Here is a 21,284-nt window from a genome sequence, read left to right on the forward strand (position 1 = left end):
CCGGGGCCGCCCCGGGCGGGATGCCGGTCGAAGGGACGGGGACGGGCCGCCCAGGACATAGGCTGGAATCGGCTCCGATCTGTCGTCACCCCCGGTAAGGAGGCCGCGTGCTCGAACTCGAATCCGTGCCGGAGCTCGACCGCCCGGTGCTGGTCGCCGCGTTCGAAGGCTGGAACGACGCGGGAGAGGCGGCCAGCGGGGTGATCGGCCACCTCGCGGAGAGCTGGGGCGCGCGCCAGATCGCCGAGCTGGACCCGGAGGACTACTACGACTTCCAGGTGACCCGTCCCAACGTCAGGCTGACCGGTGACGGGGAAGGCCGCGAGATCGTCTGGCCCACCACCCGGATCTTCGTGGCCCGCCTGGAGTCCGGCCGCGACGTGGTGCTGCTGCACGGCATCGAGCCGAACATGCGGTGGCGCTCGTTCTGCCGGGAGCTCACCGACTACCTCGTCAGGCTGGGCGTGAAGACCGCGGTGCTGCTGGGCGCCCTGCTGGCCGACTCCCCGCACACCCGTCCCGTCCCCGTCAGCGGCAGCGCCGCCGATCTGGGGCTGGGCGAGACGCTGGCGCTGGAGCCGTCCCGCTACGAGGGCCCCACCGGCATCCTGGGCGTGCTCCAGGACAGCTGCGACCGCCTGGACATCGCCACGGTCTCGCTGTGGGCGCAGGTGCCGCACTACGTCTCCCAGCCCCCCTCGCCCAAGGCCACCCTGGCCCTGCTGCACCGGGTCGAGGACATCCTGGACGTGACGGTGCCGCTGGGCGAGCTGCCCGAGCAGTCCCGCGCCTGGGAGGAGGGCGTCAACGAGCTCGCCGAGCAGGACACCGAGGTCGCCGACTACGTGCGCACCCTGGAGGAGCAGAAGGACGCGGCGGAACTGCCCGAGGCCTCCGGCGAGTCCATCGCCCGGGAGTTCGAGCGCTACCTGCGCCGCCGCGGCATGGAACCTCCGGTCTGAACCGTCCCGGATCATCCAGCGCGCGTCCAGCCACGACCAGCACGCCGTCAGGCGCGCGTTATTCATGTGGATCGCCCAGCACGCGTCAGCGCGCGTCCAGCCACGACCAGCACGCCGTCAGGCGTGCGTATTCATGTGGATAAGCTGCCTTCATGCGTTCTTGGTCTGCACCCGAGGTCCCCCGGCTGTCCGCTCTAGGTCTCCCCGGTCCGGGACCGGAGCTGAAGGTCTACGACAGCGCCACCCGGACGGTGCGGCCGACCGCACCGGGCCCCGTGGCCCGCATGTACGTCTGCGGCATCACCCCTTACGACGCCACCCACCTGGGGCACGCCAACACCTACCTTTCCTTCGACCTGGTGGGCCGGGTCTGGCGGGACTCCGGGCACGAGGTGCTCTACGTCCAGAACGCCACCGACGTCGATGATCCGCTGCTGGAACGTGCCGAGGCGATCGGCGTGGACTGGCGGGACCTGGCCGAGCGGGAGATCGAGCTGTTCCGCACCGACATGGAGGCGCTGCGGATCCTGCCGCCGGCCCACTACGTCGGCGCGGTCGAGGCCATCCCGACGGTCATCGAGATGATCTCCGAGTTGAAGGCCAAGGGCCTGACCTACGAGGTGGACGGCGACCTCTACTTCCCGGCCGACGCCGACCCGGACTTCGGTCAGGTCAGCGGGCTCTCCCGGGCCGAGATGCTGCCGCTGTTCGCCGAGCGGGGCGGCGACCCCGACCGCGCGGGCAAGAAGAACCCGCTGGACGCGCTGCTGTGGCTGGCCGAGCGGCCCGGTGAGCCGTCCTGGGACTCCCCCTTCGGCAAGGGACGTCCCGGCTGGCACATCGAGTGCTCGGCGATCTCCCTGCGCCATCTGGGCATGGGCTTCGACGTGGAGGGCGGCGGCAGCGACCTGACCTTCCCCCACCACGAGTTCAGCGCCTCCCACGCCCAGGCCGCCACCGGGGAGACACCGCACGCCCGGGCCTACGTGCACGCCGGGATGGTCGCCCTGGACGGCGAGAAGATGTCCAAGTCCAAGGGCAATCTGGTCTTCGTCTCCCGGCTGCGCGCCCAGGGCGCCGACCCGATGGCGATCCGCCTGGCCCTGCTGGCCCACCACTACCGCTCGGACTGGGAGTGGACCCTGTCCCAGCTGGAGACCGCGCACGAGCGGCTGACCCGCTGGCGCGCCGCCGTGGCGCGCCCGTCCGGGGCGCCCGCCGCGGAGCTGCTGGCCGAGGTGCGGGCCGCCCTGTCCGAGGACCTCGACGCCCCGGCCGCGCTGGCCGCCGTCGACCGCTGGGCCGCCGAGGAGGGCGCCGACCCCGACGCCCCGGCCCAGGTCGCGGCGATCACCGATGCCCTGCTGGGCGTCGCGCTCTGACCCGGCCGGCCTTCGGGGCCGTCGCGCGGGCCCTCCTCAGGGGGCGCGGCGCGGGGCCTCGAAGGCCCGCCGGTACTTCCACGCGCCGTGGGCGAACCCGATGTTCTCGCACGCCTCCTGCAGCAGCCGCAGATACGGGTCGGCGAGCGGCTCCAGAGACCGGCGCCGCAGCGCGTTCCGCAGGCCCGCGGGGTAGAGCCCCAGGGGCAGCAGTAGCCCGGCCGCGGCGAGCGGGGGCAGGAACACGCCCGCGGCGAGCAGCGTGAGCACGAGCAGCGGCCAGGGGAAGACCGTGGGCCGCACCTCGGGCCACTTGCGGTAGTGCAGCGCGTTGCCCCGGCCGTAGGCGACGCTGTGGCGCAGCAGGCCGCGCAGGGTCGGCTCGAACCGGTAGAACGTCCAGGCCGCCTGGACGCAGCGCATCCTGCCGTGTCCGGCGCCCCGCAGCCGCCGGGTCAGGTCCTCCTCCTCCCCGCCGAAGCGGAAGGCCGGGTCGAAACCGCCGACCGACAGCAGCGCCTCCCGCCGGAAGGACATGTTGCTGCCGGTGAGCGCGTAGACGTCGTGGACCGGCGGCGGCTCGCGGGTCACCCACTGCCGGCGCAGGTAGAGGAAGAAGCGGTAGGGCAGGGCGTGGCTGCGGGTCAGTTCCAGCTCCTGCGGCTGGTGCCGGTTGTTGCGCTCCACATAGCGGGCGAGGAACCCCCGGCCGCCCTCGGGCAGCGCGGGGCCGCCCACCCCGGTGACGTCCTCGGCGTAGCCGCTCAGCAGCGCCTCGGCCCAGCCCGGCGGAGGCGCGCAGTCGTCGTCCAGGAAGGCCACCACCGGGGCCTTCGCGGTGCGCGCGCCGGTGTTGCGCGCCCCGGAGACCCCTTGATTGTGCTCGTGTTGGAACACCGTCGCGCCTCTGTCACGGGCGACGTCCGCGGTGCCGTCGGAAGAACCGTCATCGACCACGATGATTTCCAGTTCTGGCCGGATCGTCTGTGCCTCGAGCGCGTCCAGGACCCGATGTATTCGGGCGGCGCCGTTCAGTGAGCTGATGACGGCGGTCAGTCTGGCGGGCATGGTGCCGCACTCTACTCGACGCGCGCCAGAGGCGACCAAAAATCCCGGGAATTGTAAGAACCTGTTAATGAGTGCGGCCCGGGCGACGTCCCGCGAAATTGCTTCCATATCCGAGAGGTCAAACGACTTGTTCTTCCGGAAAGCAAGACGGGCCGGGTGGATCTCCTTGTCCGTATCGCGGCGCCCGACTACAGGCCATGGGGTAGGCTCGCGGCGTTTTCTCCCCCTAGCCCTTCCGGAGTCCCCCCGTGGCACCTCACAGGACTGCATCATCGGCACGTTTTGTCCGGATCACTGCTCTAGCGGCCCTTCCCTTGCTGGCGGGCGCACTCGTCGCGTCCCCCGCGGGCGCGCAGCCGAAAGCGCAGGCCAAGGCCAAGGCCAAATGGGCCATCAGCTGGCGCCAGGAGTTCGTCGGCTACGGAGCTCCCTCGGCCAAGTACTGGAACGCCCACAACGGGAACGGCGTGAACGGCTACGGCCACAAGGCACTGCAGTACTACGACCCGGCCAACGCCCAGCTCAACGGCAACGGCCAGCTCGTCCTGACCGCCGAGAAGAAGCGCAACGGCAAGGCCTGCTGGAACGGGCCCTGCCAGTACGTCTCCGGACGGGTGGACACCCGCGACCTGTTCTCCCACGGTTACGGCAGGTTCGTGGCGCGGATGAAGCTGCCCACCGGCGTGGGCCTGTGGCCGGCCTTCTGGATGCAGACGGTCGACAAGCGCAGGTCCCAGTACGCCGAGATCGACGTGGTCGAGACCATCGGGAACGAGCCCAACCGGGTCCAGGGCTTCGCGCACACGGCCAAGGGCAAGGTCGCCGCGGGCTCGCTCCTGCTGAAGAAGCCGCTCAGCGCCGGCTACCACAACTACTCCGTCGAGTGGACGCCCAAGGGCATCGTCTGGCGGGTGGACGGGCGCAAGTACGCCTCCCTGAAGAAATACAAGGGCTGGACCTTCAACAAGAAGATGTTCCTCATCCTCAACCTCCAGGTCGGCGGAGAATGGCCCGGCAAGCCGAACGCCGCCACCCGTTTCCCGGCACGCATGTCGATCGACTGGATCCGCATTTACAAGCGCGTCGGGTGACACAGGTCACCGTCACAGCGAGTGGCGGGGCGGATATCGGGAGTAGGGATTCGCGGAAAACTTTGTAGCGACTCTCAATACGTGATATTTCTACTCCCGCTTCGTCCTTGCCATTCGCCCAATTCGCTTTGGGTTCCTTTCGCGCTGTGCCAGTCGGCAGGATGCGCCGACCCCCCGAATCGGATGACGACTTCTCATACCCCGCGAAAAAACAGACCTGTCATCGCCATCGTCACCGACGCCGTCCACCCTTACAGCCGGGGTGGACGGGAGGTTCGATACCACCAGTTGTCCCGGCTGCTGACCGAATACGCCGATATCCATGTGTTCACCATGCGCTGGTGGAACGGGCCGCGGACCCTCTCGGAAGGTCATGTGACCCTGCACGGCGTCACCCGGGTCCTGCCCTTCTACCGGGGCACCCGCCGCTCGGTGACCCAGGCGGTCGTCTTCGCCCTGGGCTGCCTGCGGCTGCTGTTCCGCCGCTTCGACGTGCTGAACGTCGACCACATCCCCCAGTTCCAGCTCTTCACCCTGCGGATCGTCGCCACCCTGCGCCGCAAGCCCCTGATCGCCACCTGGCACGAGGTCTGGGGCCCGGAGTACTGGCGCGACTACATGGGCGGCATGTCCGGTCGCCTCGCCTGGTGGATCGAACGCGTCTCGATGCGGGTGCCCGATCACATCATCGCCGCCTCCGAGCAGACCGCCGACCGGATCCGCGAGCTGGTGGGCGACCGGACCCCGGTGACGGTCGCGCCGAACGGCATCGACCTGACCGAGGTGGAGGCCGCCGCGGCCGCGCCGGAGCGCTGCGACCTCGTCGTCGTCAGCCGCCTGATGCAGCACAAGCGGCTCGACATGCTGCTGGAGGCCGTCGCCTTGCTGCACGCCCAGGGGCATCCGGTCACCTGCCGCATCATCGGCGACGGGCCCGAGCGCGACGCCCTGGCCGACATGGCCGCCGCGCTCGGTGTCGGCCACGCGGTGGAGTTCCGGTACGACGTCACGGAGCAGAAGGACCTGTACTCGCTGCTCAAGGCCGGCCGGGTCTTCCCCTTCCCCTCCAACCGGGAGGGCTTCGGCATCGCGGTGCTGGAGGCCCTGGCCTGCGGGCTGCCCGTGGTGACCACCACCGCCCCCGACAATCTGGCGGTGCACCTGGTGGCACGCTCCAGACACGGCCGGATCTGCGCCCACCGCACCCAGGCCCTGGCCGCCGCCCTGCTCGAGGCGCTGCGGGACGGCGGGGAGGCCGACTGGGTGGAGCCGTGGCTCAGGGAGTACAGCTGGGAGGCGGTGGCCGACCGGGTCCGCGAGGTCCTGCTCAAGTGAGGGTCCTCTTCATCAGCCCCTACCCTCCGGCGAAGGACGGCATCGGGACCTACACCCGGATCCTGGCCGGCGAGCTGCGCGCCGCCGGCCACGAGATCGCCGTCGCCGTGCCGCGCGCCCTCGGCGGCGCGGCGCCCGAGGTGATCGGGCATCTGGGCGACCTGCCCGCGCTGGAGCGGGAGATCGACCGGTTCGGGCCGGACGTGGTGCACGTGCAGTTCGCGGTGCCCGCGTTCGGCGGCCGGACGCTCGCGGTGCCGCGACTGCTGGACCGGCTCGCCGCCCGCCGGGTCGCCCCCGTGGTGGCGACCATGCACGAGGTCACCCGGGACACCGAGCTGCTGCGCGGCCCGGGCCGGGCGCTCTACCGCCGGGTCGTCGCCCGGACGGCCCGGGTGACGGCGCACACCCGGGCGGCGCGGGACCTGCTCGCGGGCCCTCTCGGCGCGCGGGACGCCGTCCTGCTCCCGCACTTCTCCACCCCGCCGCCCGCCGCGGTGCGCAAGCCCGAGGAACTGCGAGCCGAGCACGGCCTGGGCGAGGCCCGGCTGCTGCTGATGTTCGGCTTCATCCACATGCACAAGGGCCTGGACGACCTGGTGCGCGCGCTCCGGTTGCTGATCGACGCCGAGCCGGAGCTGTCCGCCGACGTCCGGCTCGTCGTCGCCGGGTCGGTGCGCCGCCGCAGCGGCGTGTTCCGGGTGATGGAGGCGCTCGACCATCTGCACCACGCGCGGGTGCGGCGGCTGGCCCGGCGGCTGGACGTCTCCGGCCGGATCACCTCCACCCCCTTCGTTCCCGAAGGGGACATCGCCGCCTGGTTCGCCGCCTCCGAGGCCGTGGTCCTGCCCTACCGGCGGGCCGAGCAGAGCGGGGTCGCCAACCTCGCCCTGGCCTACGGGACCCCGGTGCTCGGCACCACCGCCGGCGGCCTGTCCGAGCTGTTCGCCGAGTCCCCCTGGAGGGTGCCCCCCGGCAGGCCGGACCTGCTCGCCGAGATGATCGCCGACTTCCTCCGTTCCGGGGCGAGGCCGTACATTCCTGCGGACCGATCCGGCCCGCAGGACGTCTCCCAGACCGGGCTGGAGCACATCGCGCGAGCCACGCTTGAGCTGTACCGGAGTGTCATCGATGTCCGCTGATCTGACCGTCGTCCTCTGCTCGATGAACGGGCGCACCCGCATCTCCGAGACGCTCGACGCGCTGGAGAAACAAACCGTACGGGACCGGATGGAGGTCATCGTGGTGGACGACGGGTCCACCGACGGCACCGGCGACCTGGCCGCCGAACGCGGTCTCACCGTGGTACGCCACCCGGTGAACCGCGGCCTGTCGGCGGCCCGCAACACCGGGATAGGCGCGGCGGCCGCCCCGCTCGTCGCGTTCCTGGACGACGACTGCGTCCCGGGGCCCGAGTGGGCGGAGATCCTCCTCGACGCGCAGGAGGACGGCGTCATCGGGGTCAGCGGCCCGGTCATCCCCATCACCGGCACCGGCTTCCTGTCCCGCTACGTCGAGCGCAACAACCGGCATCTGCCGCTCGAGCTGAACCTGACCGTCAGCCAGAGCCCCGCCTACCGGCTCTTCCTCTACCTGCGCCGCCAGCTGGCCGCGCCGGAGCCGCCGCGGCGCCGGGACATCTACTGCCCCACCGGCGGGAACATGGCATTCCGGCGGGCCGCGCTGACCGCCGTCGGCGGGTTCGACGAGCGGTTCCGGTTCGGGTCCGAGGAGGAGGACATGGTCCGGCGGATGCGCCGGGACCACCCCGGGCGGCTGGTGTTCCTCCCCGAGGCGGCGGTCACCCACCGGTTCCTGCCGACCTGGCGGGGGCTGCTGCGCCGGAGCGTGGCCTACGGCATGGGCAACGCGCTGCAGTTCCGCAAGTGGCCGTCGGTCAACCCCACCTTCTTCCCCTGGCCCCTCCTGGTCGCCGCGCTGCTGGCCGCCGGGCTGTGGAAGGCGCCGCTGGCGGCCGCCGGGCTGCTCGCGCCGCTGGTGCTGTACCCGCGCGGGCTGCGCGACGCGGTGGCGTGCCGCCGACCGGGCCCCCTGGCCGACCCCTACCTGCAGCTGATGCAGGAGGCGTGCGAGGACTACGGCTTCCTGCGCGGCGCCTGGCGGTACCGGCACCTCCCGCGCGAGACCAGAGAGGCCACCTGATGATCTCAGTGGTAGTGATCAGCAAGGACGAGCCCGCGCTGGACGGGACGCTCACCGCGGTCTCCGCCCAGCTCGCGGACCTGGACGGCCCCGCCGAGCTCGTCGTCGTCGACGCCTCCGAGGGGAGGCTCGCCCGGATCGCCGAACGCCACCCCGGAGTGCGCTGGCTGGACTTCCGCCGCCCGCCGGGCGTCCGCGTGTCGATCCCGCACCAGCGCAACGCGGGGGTGGCCGCCGCCGAGGGCGACGTCATCGTCTTCACCGACGCCGGCTGCGTGCCCGCCGAGGGGTGGCTCACCACGCTGACCGGGCCGATCGAGCGGGGCGAGGAGGCCGTGACGGCCGGAATGGCCGCCGGCGGGCTCTACGAGGACGACGCGCGCAGGCGGCCGGAGTACCTGGACGAGTGCCCCACGATCAACCTGGCCTTCCGGCGGGAGGCCTTCGACGCCGTCGGCGGGTTCGACGAGCGCTTCGAGTACGGCTCCGACGTGGACTTCAGCTGGCGTCTCATCGACCACGGCCACCGGATCAAGAGCGTCCCCGAAGCCGTCGTCACGCATGACTGGGGGAGCGCCGGACGTCAGCTCAAGCGCTCCTACGCCTACGGGAAGGCGCGGGCGCGGCTCTACCGCAAGCACCGGGCCCGGCGCGGACGGCTGCTGCGCGTCGAGCCCATGGTGGTCGTCTACCCGGTGTTCCTGCTCGGCCTGCCCGTCCTGGCCCTGGCCCCCTGGTTTCCATGGGTGCTGGCCTATCCGGCGGCCCTGCTCGTCCCCGCCTGGCGCAACCGGCGCAACGGCCCGGTCCGGGTGATCGTCGACCATCTCGCCTACGGCGCGGGAGTCCTGGCGGAACTGGCCGGCCGATGAGGGTGTTCGCGCTGCCCCGGGACGGCAACCCCTACCAGGAGCTGCTCTACGGCGAGCTGCGCGGCCTCGGTTTCGAGGTCCGCTACCTCGCCGACCGCACGCCCTCCCGCACCCTGAACCTGCTGCTGCTGCCGACCGAGCTGCTGTACGCCAGGCTCAGCGGCGGTGGAGTGGTGCACCTGCACTGGGTGTTCGGCTTCGGCCTGCCCGGCGGGCCGCGCACCCGGTGGCTCGCGCGCCGCTGGTACGACGTGGTGCTCGCGGTCATCGGCCTGCTGCGCCTGCCGCTGGTGTGGACCGCGCACAACGTGCTCCCCCACGACCAGGTCTTCCCCGACGACCTCGCGGCCCGCCGCGCCCTGGTCCGGCGCTGCGCGCTGGTGATCGCCCACGACGAGGCGGCGCTGCGCCGGCTCGACGGGCTCGGGCTGGTGCCCGCGCGGGCGGCGGTCATCCCGCACGGGTCGTATCCGGCCCCCGCCGTGCCGCCGCCCGGGGCCACCCGGGAGCGCACCCTGCTGTTCTTCGGCCGGGTGGCGCCCTACAAGGGGGTGCGCGAGCTCGTCGCGGCCTTCCGCGCTCTGCCCGCCGGGCACCGGGCGCGGCTGCGGATCGTCGGCTCCTGCCCCGACCCCGCGCTCGCCGAGGAGCTGCGCGCGGCGGCCGGAGCGGGGGTCGAGCTCGACCTGCGCCGGGTGCCGGAGGCGGAGCTGCCGGAGGTCTTCGGCTCGGCGGACGCGGTGGTCCTGCCCTTCCGGGAGATCACCACCAGCGGCAGCGCCCTGCTCGCGCTGAGCTACGGCCGTCCGCTGGTGCTGCCCCGAGGGGTGCTCCCGGGGCTGCCCGCCGCCGCGGCTCTCCGGTACGACGGCGCCGGCCTGACCCGCGCCCTGGCCGAGGCCGCAGCGCTGGACCGGGACGTGCTCGAGGCGATGTCGCGGGCCGCGCTGGACCACGCGGCCCGCACCTCTTGGCCCGCCATCGGGGAGGCGACCGCCTCGGCCTTCCACGGCCTCCTCCCCGGGGGCGCCACCGACGGAGAGAGAACATGATCAAAGGGGTGCTGCACTCGGTGCGGACGGACGCCCAGTACCGGGGTTCGGTCCTGCTGCTGGCCAACACCGTGTTCCTGGCCGGATTCGGGTTCGTCTTCTGGACCCTGGCGGCGCGCGGTTATCCCGACACCTCGGTCGGCCGGCTCGCCGCGGTGACCGCGGCGGTCAACCTGCTCGGCACGTTCGCGGCTCTGGGCCTGCCCAACACGATCATCCGGCACCTCAAGGAGGAGGCCAACCCGCGGGAGCTGCTCGTCCTCATCGTCTTCGCGACGGGCGCGGTCGGCGGCCTGCTGGCCCTGCTGGGCCTGCTCCTGGTCGGGCCGGTCCTGCCCTCCGACATGGCGCTGCAGCACGGCGGCGGGTCCGCCGCGCTGGTGACCGCGCTGGTGGTGCTCACCGCGGTCAACTCGGCCTTCGACGCGGGGCTGGTCGCCGTGCGGGCGATCGGGGCGCTGACGCTGAAGAACCTGACGGGCAGCGTCCTCAAGATCGTCGCGCTGTTCCTGCTCAGCGGATTCGGCTCGGCCGGGCTGATCGCCGCCTACGGGACCGGCACGATCGTGGCGGCGGTCCTGGGCGGCTGGGCGCTGTGGCGGCGGGTCGCCCCGGTCCCCCACCGGTCCGGGTCGATCGCCGTGCTGCGCCGCTATCTGGCGTTCTCGGCCGGCAACTACGTCGGCACCGTGTTCGGCATCCTGCCCAGCACGATCGTGCCGCTGCAGGTGCTGGCCGTCCGCGGCGAGGCGGCGACCGCGTGGTTCGCGGTGGCCTTCCAGCTCGTCGGCTTCCTCAACTTCATCCCCTCGACCGCCTCGCAGGTGATGTTCGCCGAGGCGCGCCAGGGCGGGCTGATCAGCTACTTCCGCAAGGCGTTCAAGAGCATCTACGTGCTGCTGGTGCCCGCCGCGCTCGCCATGTTCCTCGCCGCGCCCTACCTGCTGATGGCCTTCGGCCGGGAGTACTCCGACAACGCGACCGGCGTCCTGCGGATACTGGCCCTCGGCTCGCTGCTGACCGCGGGCAACTACCTGGTGGACGCCGCGCTCATCGCCCGCGACCACACCCGGTCCTATATGTTCATGAACGCGACGAACTCGGCGCTCGTACTCGTCCTGACCGGTCTGCTGCTTTCCTACGGCCTGGTCCAGGGCGCGTTGGGCTGGGTGCTCGCGCAGGGCCTGTCCCTCCTGATCGGATTGTTCATGCTGATGGTGGCCTTCCGGCACCGCCGTCCGAGCCGCTTCCGCCCCGCCCAGGCGGCCCCCGCCCAGAGCGAGGCCGCGTGAGCGGGGAGCGGATGGCGGTGGTCGTGCCCGCCGGACCGCGTGACGACGTCGCCGACACGGTGCGCAGCGTCCTGCGGTGGGTGGAACGGCCGGCGATCGTGGTCGTGGTGGACGACACCGGCGGCCGACTTCCCGAGCTCGGCGGGCCGCCCGTGACGGTGGTCCCCGCCCCGTCCGGCGCGCCCGGCGGGCAGGGCGGGCTCTGGGTCAAGCTGGCGGCCGGGATGCGTTACGCGCTCGACCACGCCGACTTCGACCTGCTGCTGCGGCTGGACGCCGACGCCCTGGTGCTCGGGCCGGGGCTGGCCGGACGGGCCGCCGAGCGGTTCGCGGCCGCGCCTCGGGTGGGGCTCCTCGGCTCCTACCGGGTCGGCCCGGACGGCGCGGCCCGGGACTGGTCCCCGGCGCGGCGGGTGCTGGCCGGCGAGCTCGGTGTCCGGGGACTGCGCGCCCCCGCGCTGCGCGGGCTGCTGCGGGAGCTGTGCCGGGAGGCGTCCGGCCACGGCTACGAGCTCGGCGCGCATCCGCTCGGCGGGGCCTACGTGTTCCGCGCCGAGACTCTCCGGGCGATGCGCTCGCTGGGACGGCTGGACCTGCCGGTCATGGCCCGCAGCGGCGCCGGGGAGGACCACCTGTTCGGGCTGCTGACGTTCGCCTGCGGCTACGCTGTGGACGACTTCGGCGGGCCCGGCGACCCTCTGGCGCTGCGCTGGAGGGGCCTGCCCTGCGCACCGGAGCAGCTATTGCAAGAAGGCCGTCTTGTCACGCATTCAGTGCGTTTCTGGCAAGAAACACAGGAAAGGGAGATACGCCGGTTTTTTGCGGCGCATCGCGGGGAGGGATAGCCCCCTTTTGCCCTAAGCTCCTGGTGAAGCGGAAGAAAGTCGAGGAAGTACACCATGCCGGGAACCGGAAACGGGTCCCTGTGGCGCGTGACCGCCGCTCTCGCGGGAGCCCTGTCACTGGCGGTCATCGCGGTCTCCCTGCAACCGGGCGAGACCGAGAACGCCTCCGACATCCCCACTCTGCTTCCCGAACAGCCAGCCTCTCCCATCCCCACAGAGCCCACCATCGAACTTCCGAAGATCAAGTGGAAGCTCAGCTTCCGCGACGAGTTCAACGGCACCGGCGCCCCGTCCAGCGGCCGGTGGAACTCCGCGACCGGCAACGGCATCAACGGCTACGGGCACAAGGCCCTGCAGTACTACGACCCCGCCAATGTCCGTATGGACGGCTCCGGATCGCTCGTCATCACCGCCCGCAAGGCGCGGAACGGCGAGAAGTGCTGGTACGGCCCGTGCACCTACACCTCCGGCCGCATCGACAGCGCCGGGAAGGTCACCCACACCTACGGCAGGCTCGCCGCCCGGATGAAGCTGCCCGTCGGCAAGGGGCTGTGGCCGGCGTTCTGGACCCAGACGACCGACAAGAAGAAGGCCCGGTACAGCGAGATCGACATCCTCGAGACCATCGGCAGCGAGTCCAACCGGGTCCAGGGCTTCGCGCACACGGTCAAGGGCAGGGTCGGCGGCGGGGACCTCTTCCTCGACCACAACCTCGACGAGAAGTTCCACGTGTACGGGGTGGACTGGACCCCCGAGCGGATCGTCTGGTGGATCGACGGCAGGCCCTACGCCGAGCTCAAGCGCTACCCCCGCTGGCCGTTCGACGACGACACCGAGCTCTTCTTCATCTTCAACCTGCAGGTCGGCGGCGAATGGCCCGGCAAGCCCGCCGCCGACACCGCCTTTCCCGCCCGGATGTACGTCGACTGGATCCGCACCTACCACCCCGTGTCAGGCTCATGAGCGACGAACAGAACTCCCCGGGGCCGGACTCGTCCCGATGGCTGCCGCTCGGCGCGGCGGCCGGAGCGGTCCTGGCGGTGACGCTGCTGCTGCAGACCGGGCCGGGCGGATCCGTGCTGCACGGCCTCGGCCTGGCCGAGAAGCCCCCTTCTTTCACCGAGATGTCCTTCCTGCACCCGCGTGAACTGCCCGCACGGATCACCACCGGGCAGGCGCCGGCCAAGGCCGAGTTCGAGATCCGCAACCGCACGGGCGAGAAGCAGGTCTACCGCTGGGTGGCCCTGGCGGTGCGCGGCAGGACCGAGGTCCGGCTCGGCACCGGGTCGGTCACGCTCGCCGACGGCGAGCGCACCACCGTCAAGCCGCCCGCGGCACGCTGCACACCGGGTCCGGTCCACTACGTGATCCGGCTGGAGACGCGCCGGGAGTCCCTGGGCTTCCACGCCGACTGCGAGGCGGCATGATCAACGAGCGGCGTCCGGCCACCGAGACGGCCTTCGACGTGCCCCCGCGTTCCGCGCTGGACCGGTCCCCCACCGAGACGGTCTACGACCTGCCCCCGCGCCGGGCCCTGGAGAAGTCCCCCACCGAGACGGTCCCCGACCTGCCGGTGCGCCCGGCCGCGCAGGGGGCCCGGCGCTCCCTGTACCGGTACGCGGGCCTGCTCGTGGCCATCGACGTTCTGGTGGTGGCGCGCGACCTGTGGGCCGCGCAGATCCTCCTCGTGCCGCTGCTGCTGACCGTGCCGGGACTGCTGCTGCTGCGGGCGCTGCGGATCCCCGCCTCGGCGATCGCGGCGTTCCCGCTCTATGTGCCCGCCGCCTCGCTGATGACGCTCATGGGCTCCGGTTTGGCGGTGAACCTGGTCGGCCCGCTGGTCGGGGTCGACGCGCCGCTGCGCGCCGTCCCGCTCCTGATCGGCCTCCAGCTCTGCCTGGGGGCCCTGCTCCTGGCCGGGGCCCGGGCCCCCGACGACACCCTCCTGGACTGGAGCGGGCTGCCCTCCCCCCGCTGGACGGCACTGCTCGCCCTCGTCCCCCTGGTCGCCGCGATGGGCGCGCTCCGGCTGAACACCGGGCACGACAGCGTGCTCGCGATCGTGTCCATCGTCCTGTGCCTGCTCATCCTCACGGTCTCCACCACCTCGGCCGACCGGCTCACCCCGGCGCAGCTGTCGGTCATGCTGTTCGTGGTCGCGCTCGCGATGATGTGGTCCTTCTCCCTGCGCAGCGACCTGGTGTACGGCTTCGACATCGCCACCGAGTACGGCATGTCGCACCGGACGGTCCAGGCCGGGTACTGGAAGGCCGACAACAGCACCGACGCGTACGGCGCGATGCTGAGCATCACCCTCCTGCCCGCGCAGCTGCACGCGCTGACCGGCATGGCGGACGTCGTGGTCCTGAAGCTGGTCTTCCCCGCCGTCTTCGCGATGTTCCCCATCGGGGTCTTCCGGCTGGCCCACCGGTTCCTGCCGCAGCGGTGGGCCTTCCTGGCCGCGGCCTACACCCTGGTGCAGGGCGGCGTCTTCCAGCAGCTCCCGGCACTGGCCCGGCAGGAGATCGCGCTGCTGATGTTCCTCGCGCTGATCAACGTGGTCTTCGACGACCGGGTCTCCGGCCGCCAGCGCGCCCTGCTCATCGCGGTCCTCACACCGGGCATGATCGTCAGCCACTACTCGACCGCCTACCTCGCCGTGGCGATCTTCGGCGGCGGGGTCGTCCTCCAGCTCGCGGTCTCGGCCGTCCGCCGCAGACGGGCGCTCAACCTGGCCGTCCTCGCCGTGTTCGCCGCGGGCCTGGGCTCCGGTGCGCTCTGGTACGGCCTCGTCACGCAGTCGGCGTCGAACCTCTCGACCTTCAGCTCCTCGCTGAGCACCTCCGGCCTGCGGCTGCTGCCCAACACCGACGGCAAGGGCAACCTCATCAGCGGCTACCTCAAGGGCACCGAGACCAGCGGCATCAAGGTCAAGGAGTATTCCGCGCGGCTGGAGGAGCAGTACGCCGAGCGCACGTACGTGGTGCCCTTCGAGGACGCCGGGGACCGCGAGTACGCCCTGTACGACAAGCCCATGGCCAAGCCGCCGGTGCTGGTGCCGATGCTGCGCGGCATCCTGAACACCGGCGAGCTGTACGTGCAGCAGTTCGGGAACCTGCTCGGCCTGCTCGGCGCACTGATCCTCGTCAGCAAGCGCAACTCTCCCGGGGCGATCCGGGTGATCGGGCTGCTGTCCGTCCCCGCCCTGACGCTGCTGGCGCTGTTCCGGCTGTCGGGCACCTTCGCCGCCTCCTACAACCAGGGACGCGCCCAGCTCCAGGCCATGATCCTGCTGGCGGTCCCGATGTTCTGGCTGCTGCACCGGCTGCCCGGCAGGCTGGAGCGGTTCGCCCGCTCCAGGGACGACCAGTTCCTGGACCGGCTCATCCGGACGACGGCCGCCGGCGCGCTGCTGACGATCTTCCTCAACACGACCGGGTTCGTCGGCACGTTCTTCGGCGGCGGCACCAGCACGAACCTCACCTCCTCGGGCGAGGACCACGACCGGTTCTACATCCAGGGCCCCGAACTGGCGGGCGCCGAGTGGATGGGCAGCCGCGTCGCGCTCAAGGAACTGGTGTACGCCGACCGGTACGGCGCTCTGAGGCTCTACGCGATGACCCAGATCAAGGACCGGCTCATCACCGACATCACCCCCCGCACCCTGCACCGGACCGGCTGGATCTACGCCGGCCGGTCCAACACCGTGGACGAGCGGACCAGGAGCCTGGTGGACAACCGGCTGGCGGTCTTCAACTTCCCGACGGCCTTCGTCCAGAGCCACTACAACCTGGTGTACTCCAACGGCTACTCGGGGGTCTACCGGCGCTGAGCGGCCCCGGGCCTCACCGGGGGCCGGGGAGGACGGTCGTCCAGGCCGACGGGTCGCCGGGCCGGCCCGAGAAGTCGTACCGGACCGTCCGTGGGCCGAGCGCGACCAGGCTGACCGACGTGGTGGCGAAGACCCGGTCCTCGGCGGTGACGTGCCTGTGCAGCAGGGCGCGCGGGTCGGACGGGTCCAGCCCGTCGCCCTCGGCCAGGGGCAGCCAGTCGCCCCACGCCCCGGCGGGGTCGCCGTCCTCGGGCTCGGGACGGGCGGCGGCCTCCAGCCGGGGCCGGAAGTGCGCCAGCCGGGCCCGGATGCCGTCCAGGGCGCTCTGCGGGATGGCGGTGGGGCCGGGGCAGGTGTCGTCCAGGCCGGTGTTCACCACCAGGTGGACGCCCGGCTCCAGCGTCCGCTCGGTGAGGTCGCGGCCGGTCCAGGTCCACAGCCGGACGCGGTCCGGCTCGGCGCACACCAGGTGGAACGGGTCGAGGCGGGAGTGGTCGAGGCCGCCGAGGCGCCCGTCGGACGCCGCGCGCAGCGGCAGGTCGCCGCGGGAGAGCCGGTCGCGCGGCGGGGCGTCGACGCCGCAGCCGTTGAGCACGCACGCCGCCCGCGGCAGGGAGGGGTTCACCGCCAGCCAGGTGCCGCCCGCCAGGCGGTCCCGGCCGCCGAGCAGTGCCGGCCGGTCCGGCCAGTGCGCGGCGGGCGGGTCCCAGGCCCGGTCGGCGTACTCGTCGCGGACTCCGACGAGCAGCACCGGGATCGGGGAGGAGGGGTCAAAGCTCAGGAGGCAGGTGCACATTGAAATATTTCAACAAATGTCGCAAAGTGCCCGCTACATCGGGGGCCAGGGTATGGCGGGCCAGTCCTCCGGCGGATAGGGGTGCACCCTGTGCTTGAGCATGAGGTCGACCCGGCGCCCGGTCGCCTCGACCTCCTCGGTGGTGATCAGCCCGGCCAGCCGCCCGGCCAGCCCGCCCTCCAGCTCGGCCCTGACCTTGGCCAGCGCCTGCAGTGCCAGCGGCTTGAGCGGCTTGCCCCGCCACTGCCACAGGACCGTGCGCAGCTTGTACTCGGTGGAGAAGCACACCCCGTGGTCGCAGCCGTGCACATGGCCGCCCTCCACCGGCAGCAGATGCCCGATCTTCCGGTCGGCGTTGTTGACCACCGCGTCGAACACGGCGATCCGGCGCACCGCCGCGTCGTTGGCGCGGGACAGGGCGACGAGGTCGACCGACGGGTCGGGGTCGATCCACAGCTGGACCATGCCCGGCCCCCAGGGCCCGTCGCGGTGCACGGTCGGCGGCACGATCCGCCACCCCATCGCCTGGGACACCAGGTAGGCGGCCACCTCGCGCCCGGCCAGGGTGCCGTCGGGGAAGTCCCACAGCGGGCGCTCCCCCGCCACCGGCTTGTAGACGCATTTGGCGCGCACACCCTCGAACTCGATGTCGCAGCGGAGAGTGGCGTTCGAGGCCTGGACCAGCCGCCCTTCGACCGTCATGGCGCCGTGCGTCAGCAGCCGTTCGGCCGCGGCGGTGTCCTCCGCGAGGGACTGCGTCATATCGTCCTTAGATGTCCGTTCTGGCGGGGGCACACGTGCCCTGAGGAGTCCAGTGGCAGCCCGCACAGCGGGCAGGGCGGGCGGCCGGCGGCCACCAGCTTGAGGGCCCGCTCCGCGAACGCCCTGGCCTGGGCCGCGGTGAGCGAGACCCGCAACGTGGAGCCCTCCGGCTCCTCCGGGGCGGGCTCCTCTGGGTCCAGCAGCGTGGGATCGTTCTCGGCGGCCTCGACGATGACGCGCTCCTCCTGCGGATCCCAGGCCAGCGCCATCGCGCCCACCCGGAACTCCTCCTCCACCGGCTGGTCGAGCGGGGAGTCGTCGTGCAGGTCCTCGGGGGTGACCGCGGGGATGGAGGCGGAGCCGCCGCTGCGCCGCAGCACCTCGTCCAGCAGCTCCTCCAGGCGTTCGGCCAGCAGCTCGACCTGGAACTTCTCCAGTCCGACGCTGGTCACCCTGGCGCCGGCGCGGGCCTGGAGGTAGAACGCGCGATCCCCGGGCTGGCCGACGGTCCCGGCGACGAACCGGTCGGGCAGGTCATAGGAGATGACGGGCATGATCCGACCCTACGCGCCGCCGCCGACCGGCGCGTCACTGTCCCCCTGGTTCGCGGGCACCAAACCACTCAGATCGGTCCCGTTGTCGTTCAGCCGCACCAGGAAGGGACGCAGCTCGGTGTAGCGGATGACGGTCAGCGAGGCCGGATCGACCTGGATCCGCTGGAACTGGTCCAGGTGCAGGCCCAGCGCGTCCGCGACGATCGCCTTGATGATGTCCCCATGGGAGCAGACGGCGTAGACGGCTTCGGCGCCCAGGCGATCGTTCCAGTCCCGCACGGCCCGCACCGCCCGCAGCTGGGCGGCGGCCAGCGCCTCCCCGTCCGCGCCGGGGAAGGTCACCGCGCTGGGGTGGGCCTGGACGACCTTCCACAGCGGCTCCTCGGCGAGCTCCTTCAGCTCCCGGCCCGTCCAGTCGCCGTAACGGACCTCGCCGAAGCGTTCGTCGACGTCGAGGCCGCCGGGCGTGTCGCGGCCCTCCAGCACGGCTCGCGCGGTCTGCACGCACCGCTCCAGGGGGCTGGAGACCACCGCGTCCAGCGGTACCGCGGCCAGCCTGGCCCCCACGGCCCCGGCCTGGGCCGCGCCGCGCTCGTCCAGCGGCACTCCCGGGGTCCAGCCGGTCAGCACCGGCCCGGTCTTCGCGGTCAGGCCATGACGGATCAAAAGAACAGTGGGCACGGTTAACACTTTATGCCGGATACTTGGCGTCATGATTGTCGACTGTGCCCTCTACCGAGGTGGCTTCCGGCAGGAGGTGGACGGCGACATCCGCGAGGCTCTGAAGGCCGCCACGGCGCACGACGACGCCTTCATATGGATCGGTCTGCACGAGCCCGCCCCCGAGGAGTTCGAGACCGTCAGCAAGGACCTCGGGCTGCACCCCCTCGCCGTCGCCGACGCCACCTACGGGCACCAGCGGCCCAAACTCGAGGACTACGGGGACACCCTCTTCGTGGTGGTCAAGACCGCCACCTACACCAAGCCCGCCGAGATCATCCTGGGCGAGATCATGGTGTTCGTCGGCCCTGGCTTCGTCATCACCGCGCGGCACGGCGACGCCAACCCGCTCGCCCCCGTCCGGCGCCGGATGGAGAGCGACCCCACCCTCCTGGCGACCGGTCCGAGCGCGGTGCTGTACGGGGTGCTGGACGAGATCGTCGACAGCTACGACGTCATCGCCCACGACATCGAGTCCGACATCATCGCCCTCGAACGCCGGGTCTTCACCCACGACGGCCAGGACGTCACCGAGGACGTCTACACCCTCAAACGCGAGATCCTGGAGTTCCGCACCGGGGAGGACCCGCTCCTGCCGGTGCTGCAGGAGCTCGTCAAGGGCAGGATCCCGCTGTGCGTGCGGCACAAGGAGCGCTTCCGCGACGTCCAGGACCACCTGCTGCGCATCGACCAGAAGATCGACGCGCACAGCGAGATGGTCACCAACGTGCTGACCGCGCATCTGGCCGTCCTGAGCAAGCGGCAGAACGACGACGTGCGCAAGATCTCCGCCTGGGCCGCCATCCTGGCCATCCCCACCATGATCGCGGGGGTCTACGGCATGAACTTCGAGCACATGCCCGAGCTCGGCTGGGCCACCGGCTACCCGCTGGCCCTCGGCACCATGGGGAGCGCGTGCCTGCTGCTGTACCGGAAGTTCAAGAAGAGCGGCTGGCTGTGAGGCCGAAGCGCCTCAGCGCTTGCCGCGCAGGGCTTTGAGCTTGGTGGCCGCCGCCGACGCCCGGTGCATCACCCCGAGCGCGAGCCTGCCGATCCGCATGCCCTCCGGCTTCATCGGATGCAGGATCGCGTCGGTCCCCCCGTCGACGAACACCACGGTGCCGACGATGAGCGAAGAGGCCTCCGACAGCAGGAACGCGATCGTCGCGGCGACCTCCTCGGGCCGTCCCGGACGGCCCAGCGCGCTCGGGTAGGCGTCGGCGAAGACCCCCAGCCTGGGGTCCCGACGCAGCCCCTCGGTCATCGCGGTGTCGATCATTCCGGGGGCGACGGCGTTGAGCCGGATCCCGGCGCCGGCCCACTCGTCCTTCACCGCCTCCCGGCGCGTCCAGTACGCCAGCGCCGCCTTGGTCGCGGGGTAGACCTCGACGGCGTCCGCGGACGCCGCGGCCCGGCGGGCGCCGTCCTCGTCGTCGCGCAGGCACGCCGCGGCCACGTCGGCGTTCCAGCCCGGCTGGCAGGTCACCGAGTTCGACGACAGCAGCACCGCCGAGGCGCCGCCGGCCGCCTCCAGCTCCGCGCGCAGCCCCTTCACCAGGGCCAGCGCGCCGAAGTAGTTCACCGACACCACCAGCTCCGGGTCCACTCCGGTGAGGCCGGCGATCCCGGCACACGGCACGAGCCCGTGCACCACCCCGGTCCTGGCGCGCACTCCGGCGACCGCGTCCTCCCTGCCCCGCGCGGTGGACAGGTCGGCGACCACGTCGGCGTCCTTCAGGTCGACCGTGACGACCGTGTGGCCCTGCCCGCGCAGCAGCGCGGCGGTGGCCGCCCCGATCCCCGACGCCGCTCCGCTGATGACATAGGTGCCCATCGGTCCCGCCTTCCGCTCCGGTCGTGTCCGGCCCGACTGTAACGACAGGGAAGACCGTGGGTCAGCCCCGGACCCGGCCTTCGGGTAAGGGGCCAGCAAGGAGGCCCACAGGCCGCTGCTGACGCCGTCGGCCTCCAGTCGCGCCCTGATCTGCTCGATCGTCGAACGGGTCGGGATCCCCGTCCAGAGCACCAGCGGGTAGCCGAGGCAGAAGGAGAGCGCCATCGGCAGGAAGCTGTCCGCCGCCATCGCCAGCGGCAGCCCGAGGAGCACCACGCCCTCGGTGAGCGCGAACCGCAGGAACAGGCCGGCGCGGAAGGACTCCGACGCGCTCAACCGGGAACCGCCCTGCCCGGCGCGGACCGGCAGCGCGGCGGGCAGCCGCCGCGCCAGGAGCAGAGCGCCCGCGGCGGCCACCGGGATGACGGCGCACGCCCACAGCGGCGGGGTGTCCACGGTGTGCGTCTCCACCCGCATGATGTACGGCGAGAGCGCCAGCACCCCCACGGGCACGGCCAGCAGCCCGAGGAAGGCCCTGCGCAGCTGGGCGAGCATGGTTCCGGTGCGCAACGACGCGAGATATCCGGGGTCGCCCTCCGGGCCCGCCCCCGGTGGCGGATCTGCTGGAACTGCCACGAAGCCGAACCTTAGCCTGAGCGGGCCCGGTTCTGACAGTGCGGCCGTGTCGCTTTTGCGCCTTCCGTATGCCGGTCCGGAAACGCTA

Annotated in this window: 20 protein-coding genes; 14 read left to right on the top strand and 6 right to left on the bottom strand. The window is 71.9% G+C overall.

Annotated elements, in window-relative coordinates; translation table 11 throughout:
• Nucleotides 1-107: 107 nt before the first annotated feature.
• Nucleotides 108-962, top strand: coding sequence for a PAC2 family protein (locus tag ABGB12_RS13365; RefSeq protein ID WP_347677491.1), 855 nt, complete (start codon nt 108-110; stop codon nt 960-962).
• A 152-nt stretch (nt 963-1,114) separates the two neighbouring features.
• Nucleotides 1,115-2,344, top strand: a complete 1,230-nt coding sequence (mshC, locus tag ABGB12_RS13370; protein ID WP_347677493.1) for a cysteine--1-D-myo-inosityl 2-amino-2-deoxy-alpha-D-glucopyranoside ligase — start codon at nt 1,115-1,117, stop codon at nt 2,342-2,344.
• A 36-nt stretch (nt 2,345-2,380) separates the two neighbouring features.
• On the opposite strand, the gene ABGB12_RS13375 is transcribed toward mshC, so the two are convergent.
• Complete coding sequence (locus ABGB12_RS13375; RefSeq protein WP_347677495.1) at nt 2,381-3,412, bottom strand: glycosyltransferase; 1,032 nt, start codon at nt 3,410-3,412, stop codon at nt 2,381-2,383.
• A gap of 314 nt (nt 3,413-3,726) precedes the next feature.
• Between ABGB12_RS13375 and ABGB12_RS13380 the strand changes: the two genes are divergently transcribed.
• From ABGB12_RS13380 to ABGB12_RS13430, 11 genes are all read left to right on the top strand, one after another.
• Nucleotides 3,727-4,503 (top strand): glycoside hydrolase family 16 protein, encoded by a 777-nt coding sequence (locus ABGB12_RS13380; protein ID WP_347677497.1) that lies wholly within the window; start codon nt 3,727-3,729, stop codon nt 4,501-4,503.
• Nucleotides 4,504-4,686: 183 nt separating this feature from the next.
• The gene (locus ABGB12_RS13385; RefSeq protein WP_347677499.1) at nt 4,687-5,838 is read left to right on the top strand and encodes a glycosyltransferase family 4 protein; all 1,152 of its coding nucleotides are present in this window, start codon (nt 4,687-4,689) and stop codon (nt 5,836-5,838) included.
• On the top strand, nt 5,835-6,980 hold the full coding sequence (locus ABGB12_RS13390; RefSeq protein ID WP_347677501.1) for a glycosyltransferase: 1,146 nt from the start codon (nt 5,835-5,837) through the stop codon (nt 6,978-6,980). Before ABGB12_RS13385 ends, ABGB12_RS13390 begins: the two co-directional genes overlap by 4 nt.
• Nucleotides 6,970-8,001, top strand: coding sequence for a glycosyltransferase (locus ABGB12_RS13395; RefSeq protein WP_347677503.1), 1,032 nt, complete (start codon nt 6,970-6,972; stop codon nt 7,999-8,001). The genes ABGB12_RS13390 and ABGB12_RS13395 overlap by 11 nt, the downstream gene beginning before the upstream one ends.
• Nucleotides 8,001-8,873, top strand: coding sequence for a glycosyltransferase (locus ABGB12_RS13400; RefSeq protein WP_347677505.1), 873 nt, complete (start codon nt 8,001-8,003; stop codon nt 8,871-8,873). The genes ABGB12_RS13395 and ABGB12_RS13400 overlap by 1 nt, the downstream gene beginning before the upstream one ends.
• A complete protein-coding gene (locus ABGB12_RS13405; protein WP_347677507.1) occupies nt 8,870-9,925 on the top strand; it encodes a glycosyltransferase in 1,056 nt (351 codons plus the stop codon). Before ABGB12_RS13400 ends, ABGB12_RS13405 begins: the two co-directional genes overlap by 4 nt.
• Entirely contained in the window at nt 9,922-11,217 is a 1,296-nt protein-coding gene (locus tag ABGB12_RS13410) for a hypothetical protein (protein WP_347677509.1), read from the top strand. The genes ABGB12_RS13405 and ABGB12_RS13410 overlap by 4 nt, the downstream gene beginning before the upstream one ends.
• Entirely contained in the window at nt 11,214-12,062 is an 849-nt protein-coding gene (locus tag ABGB12_RS13415; RefSeq protein WP_347677511.1) for a hypothetical protein, read from the top strand. Before ABGB12_RS13410 ends, ABGB12_RS13415 begins: the two co-directional genes overlap by 4 nt.
• 54 nt (nt 12,063-12,116) lie before the next feature.
• Nucleotides 12,117-13,025 (top strand): glycoside hydrolase family 16 protein, encoded by a 909-nt coding sequence (locus ABGB12_RS13420; protein ID WP_347677513.1) that lies wholly within the window; start codon nt 12,117-12,119, stop codon nt 13,023-13,025.
• Complete coding sequence (locus tag ABGB12_RS13425; protein WP_347677515.1) at nt 13,022-13,489, top strand: hypothetical protein; 468 nt, start codon at nt 13,022-13,024, stop codon at nt 13,487-13,489. Before ABGB12_RS13420 ends, ABGB12_RS13425 begins: the two co-directional genes overlap by 4 nt.
• Nucleotides 13,486-15,894, top strand: a complete 2,409-nt coding sequence (locus ABGB12_RS13430; protein WP_347677517.1) for a hypothetical protein — start codon at nt 13,486-13,488, stop codon at nt 15,892-15,894. The genes ABGB12_RS13425 and ABGB12_RS13430 overlap by 4 nt, the downstream gene beginning before the upstream one ends.
• A 13-nt stretch (nt 15,895-15,907) precedes the next feature.
• Here ABGB12_RS13430 and ABGB12_RS13435 read toward each other — a convergent pair whose 3' ends face one another.
• Genes ABGB12_RS13435 through ABGB12_RS13450 form a run of 4 tightly spaced genes read right to left on the bottom strand, consistent with a single transcriptional unit; the run spans nt 15,908 to nt 18,687 of the window.
• Complete coding sequence (locus tag ABGB12_RS13435) at nt 15,908-16,690, bottom strand: NRDE family protein (protein WP_347677519.1); 783 nt, start codon at nt 16,688-16,690, stop codon at nt 15,908-15,910.
• Between the two features lie 33 nt (nt 16,691-16,723).
• On the bottom strand, nt 16,724-17,452 hold the full coding sequence (locus tag ABGB12_RS13440) for an SCO1664 family protein (RefSeq protein ID WP_347677521.1): 729 nt from the start codon (nt 17,450-17,452) through the stop codon (nt 16,724-16,726).
• Nucleotides 17,449-18,006: a DUF3090 domain-containing protein gene (locus ABGB12_RS13445; RefSeq protein WP_347677523.1), complete on the bottom strand. Its 558-nt coding sequence runs from the start codon at nt 18,004-18,006 to the stop codon at nt 17,449-17,451. The genes ABGB12_RS13440 and ABGB12_RS13445 overlap by 4 nt, the downstream gene beginning before the upstream one ends.
• A gap of 9 nt (nt 18,007-18,015) precedes the next feature.
• Entirely contained in the window at nt 18,016-18,687 is a 672-nt protein-coding gene (locus tag ABGB12_RS13450) for an MSMEG_4193 family putative phosphomutase (protein ID WP_347677525.1), read from the bottom strand.
• A gap of 31 nt (nt 18,688-18,718) precedes the next feature.
• Between ABGB12_RS13450 and ABGB12_RS13455 the strand changes: the two genes are divergently transcribed.
• Nucleotides 18,719-19,687, top strand: coding sequence for a magnesium and cobalt transport protein CorA (locus ABGB12_RS13455; RefSeq protein WP_347677527.1), 969 nt, complete (start codon nt 18,719-18,721; stop codon nt 19,685-19,687).
• Between the two features lie 12 nt (nt 19,688-19,699).
• Here the strand turns inward: ABGB12_RS13455 and ABGB12_RS13460 are convergent, their stop codons facing one another.
• A complete protein-coding gene (locus ABGB12_RS13460) occupies nt 19,700-21,196 on the bottom strand; it encodes an SDR family oxidoreductase (protein ID WP_347677528.1) in 1,497 nt (498 codons plus the stop codon).
• Nucleotides 21,197-21,284 lie beyond the last annotated feature (88 nt).

Source organism: Actinocorallia sp. B10E7, assembly GCF_039871655.1.
GTDB lineage: Bacteria > Actinomycetota > Actinomycetes > Streptosporangiales > Streptosporangiaceae > Actinocorallia.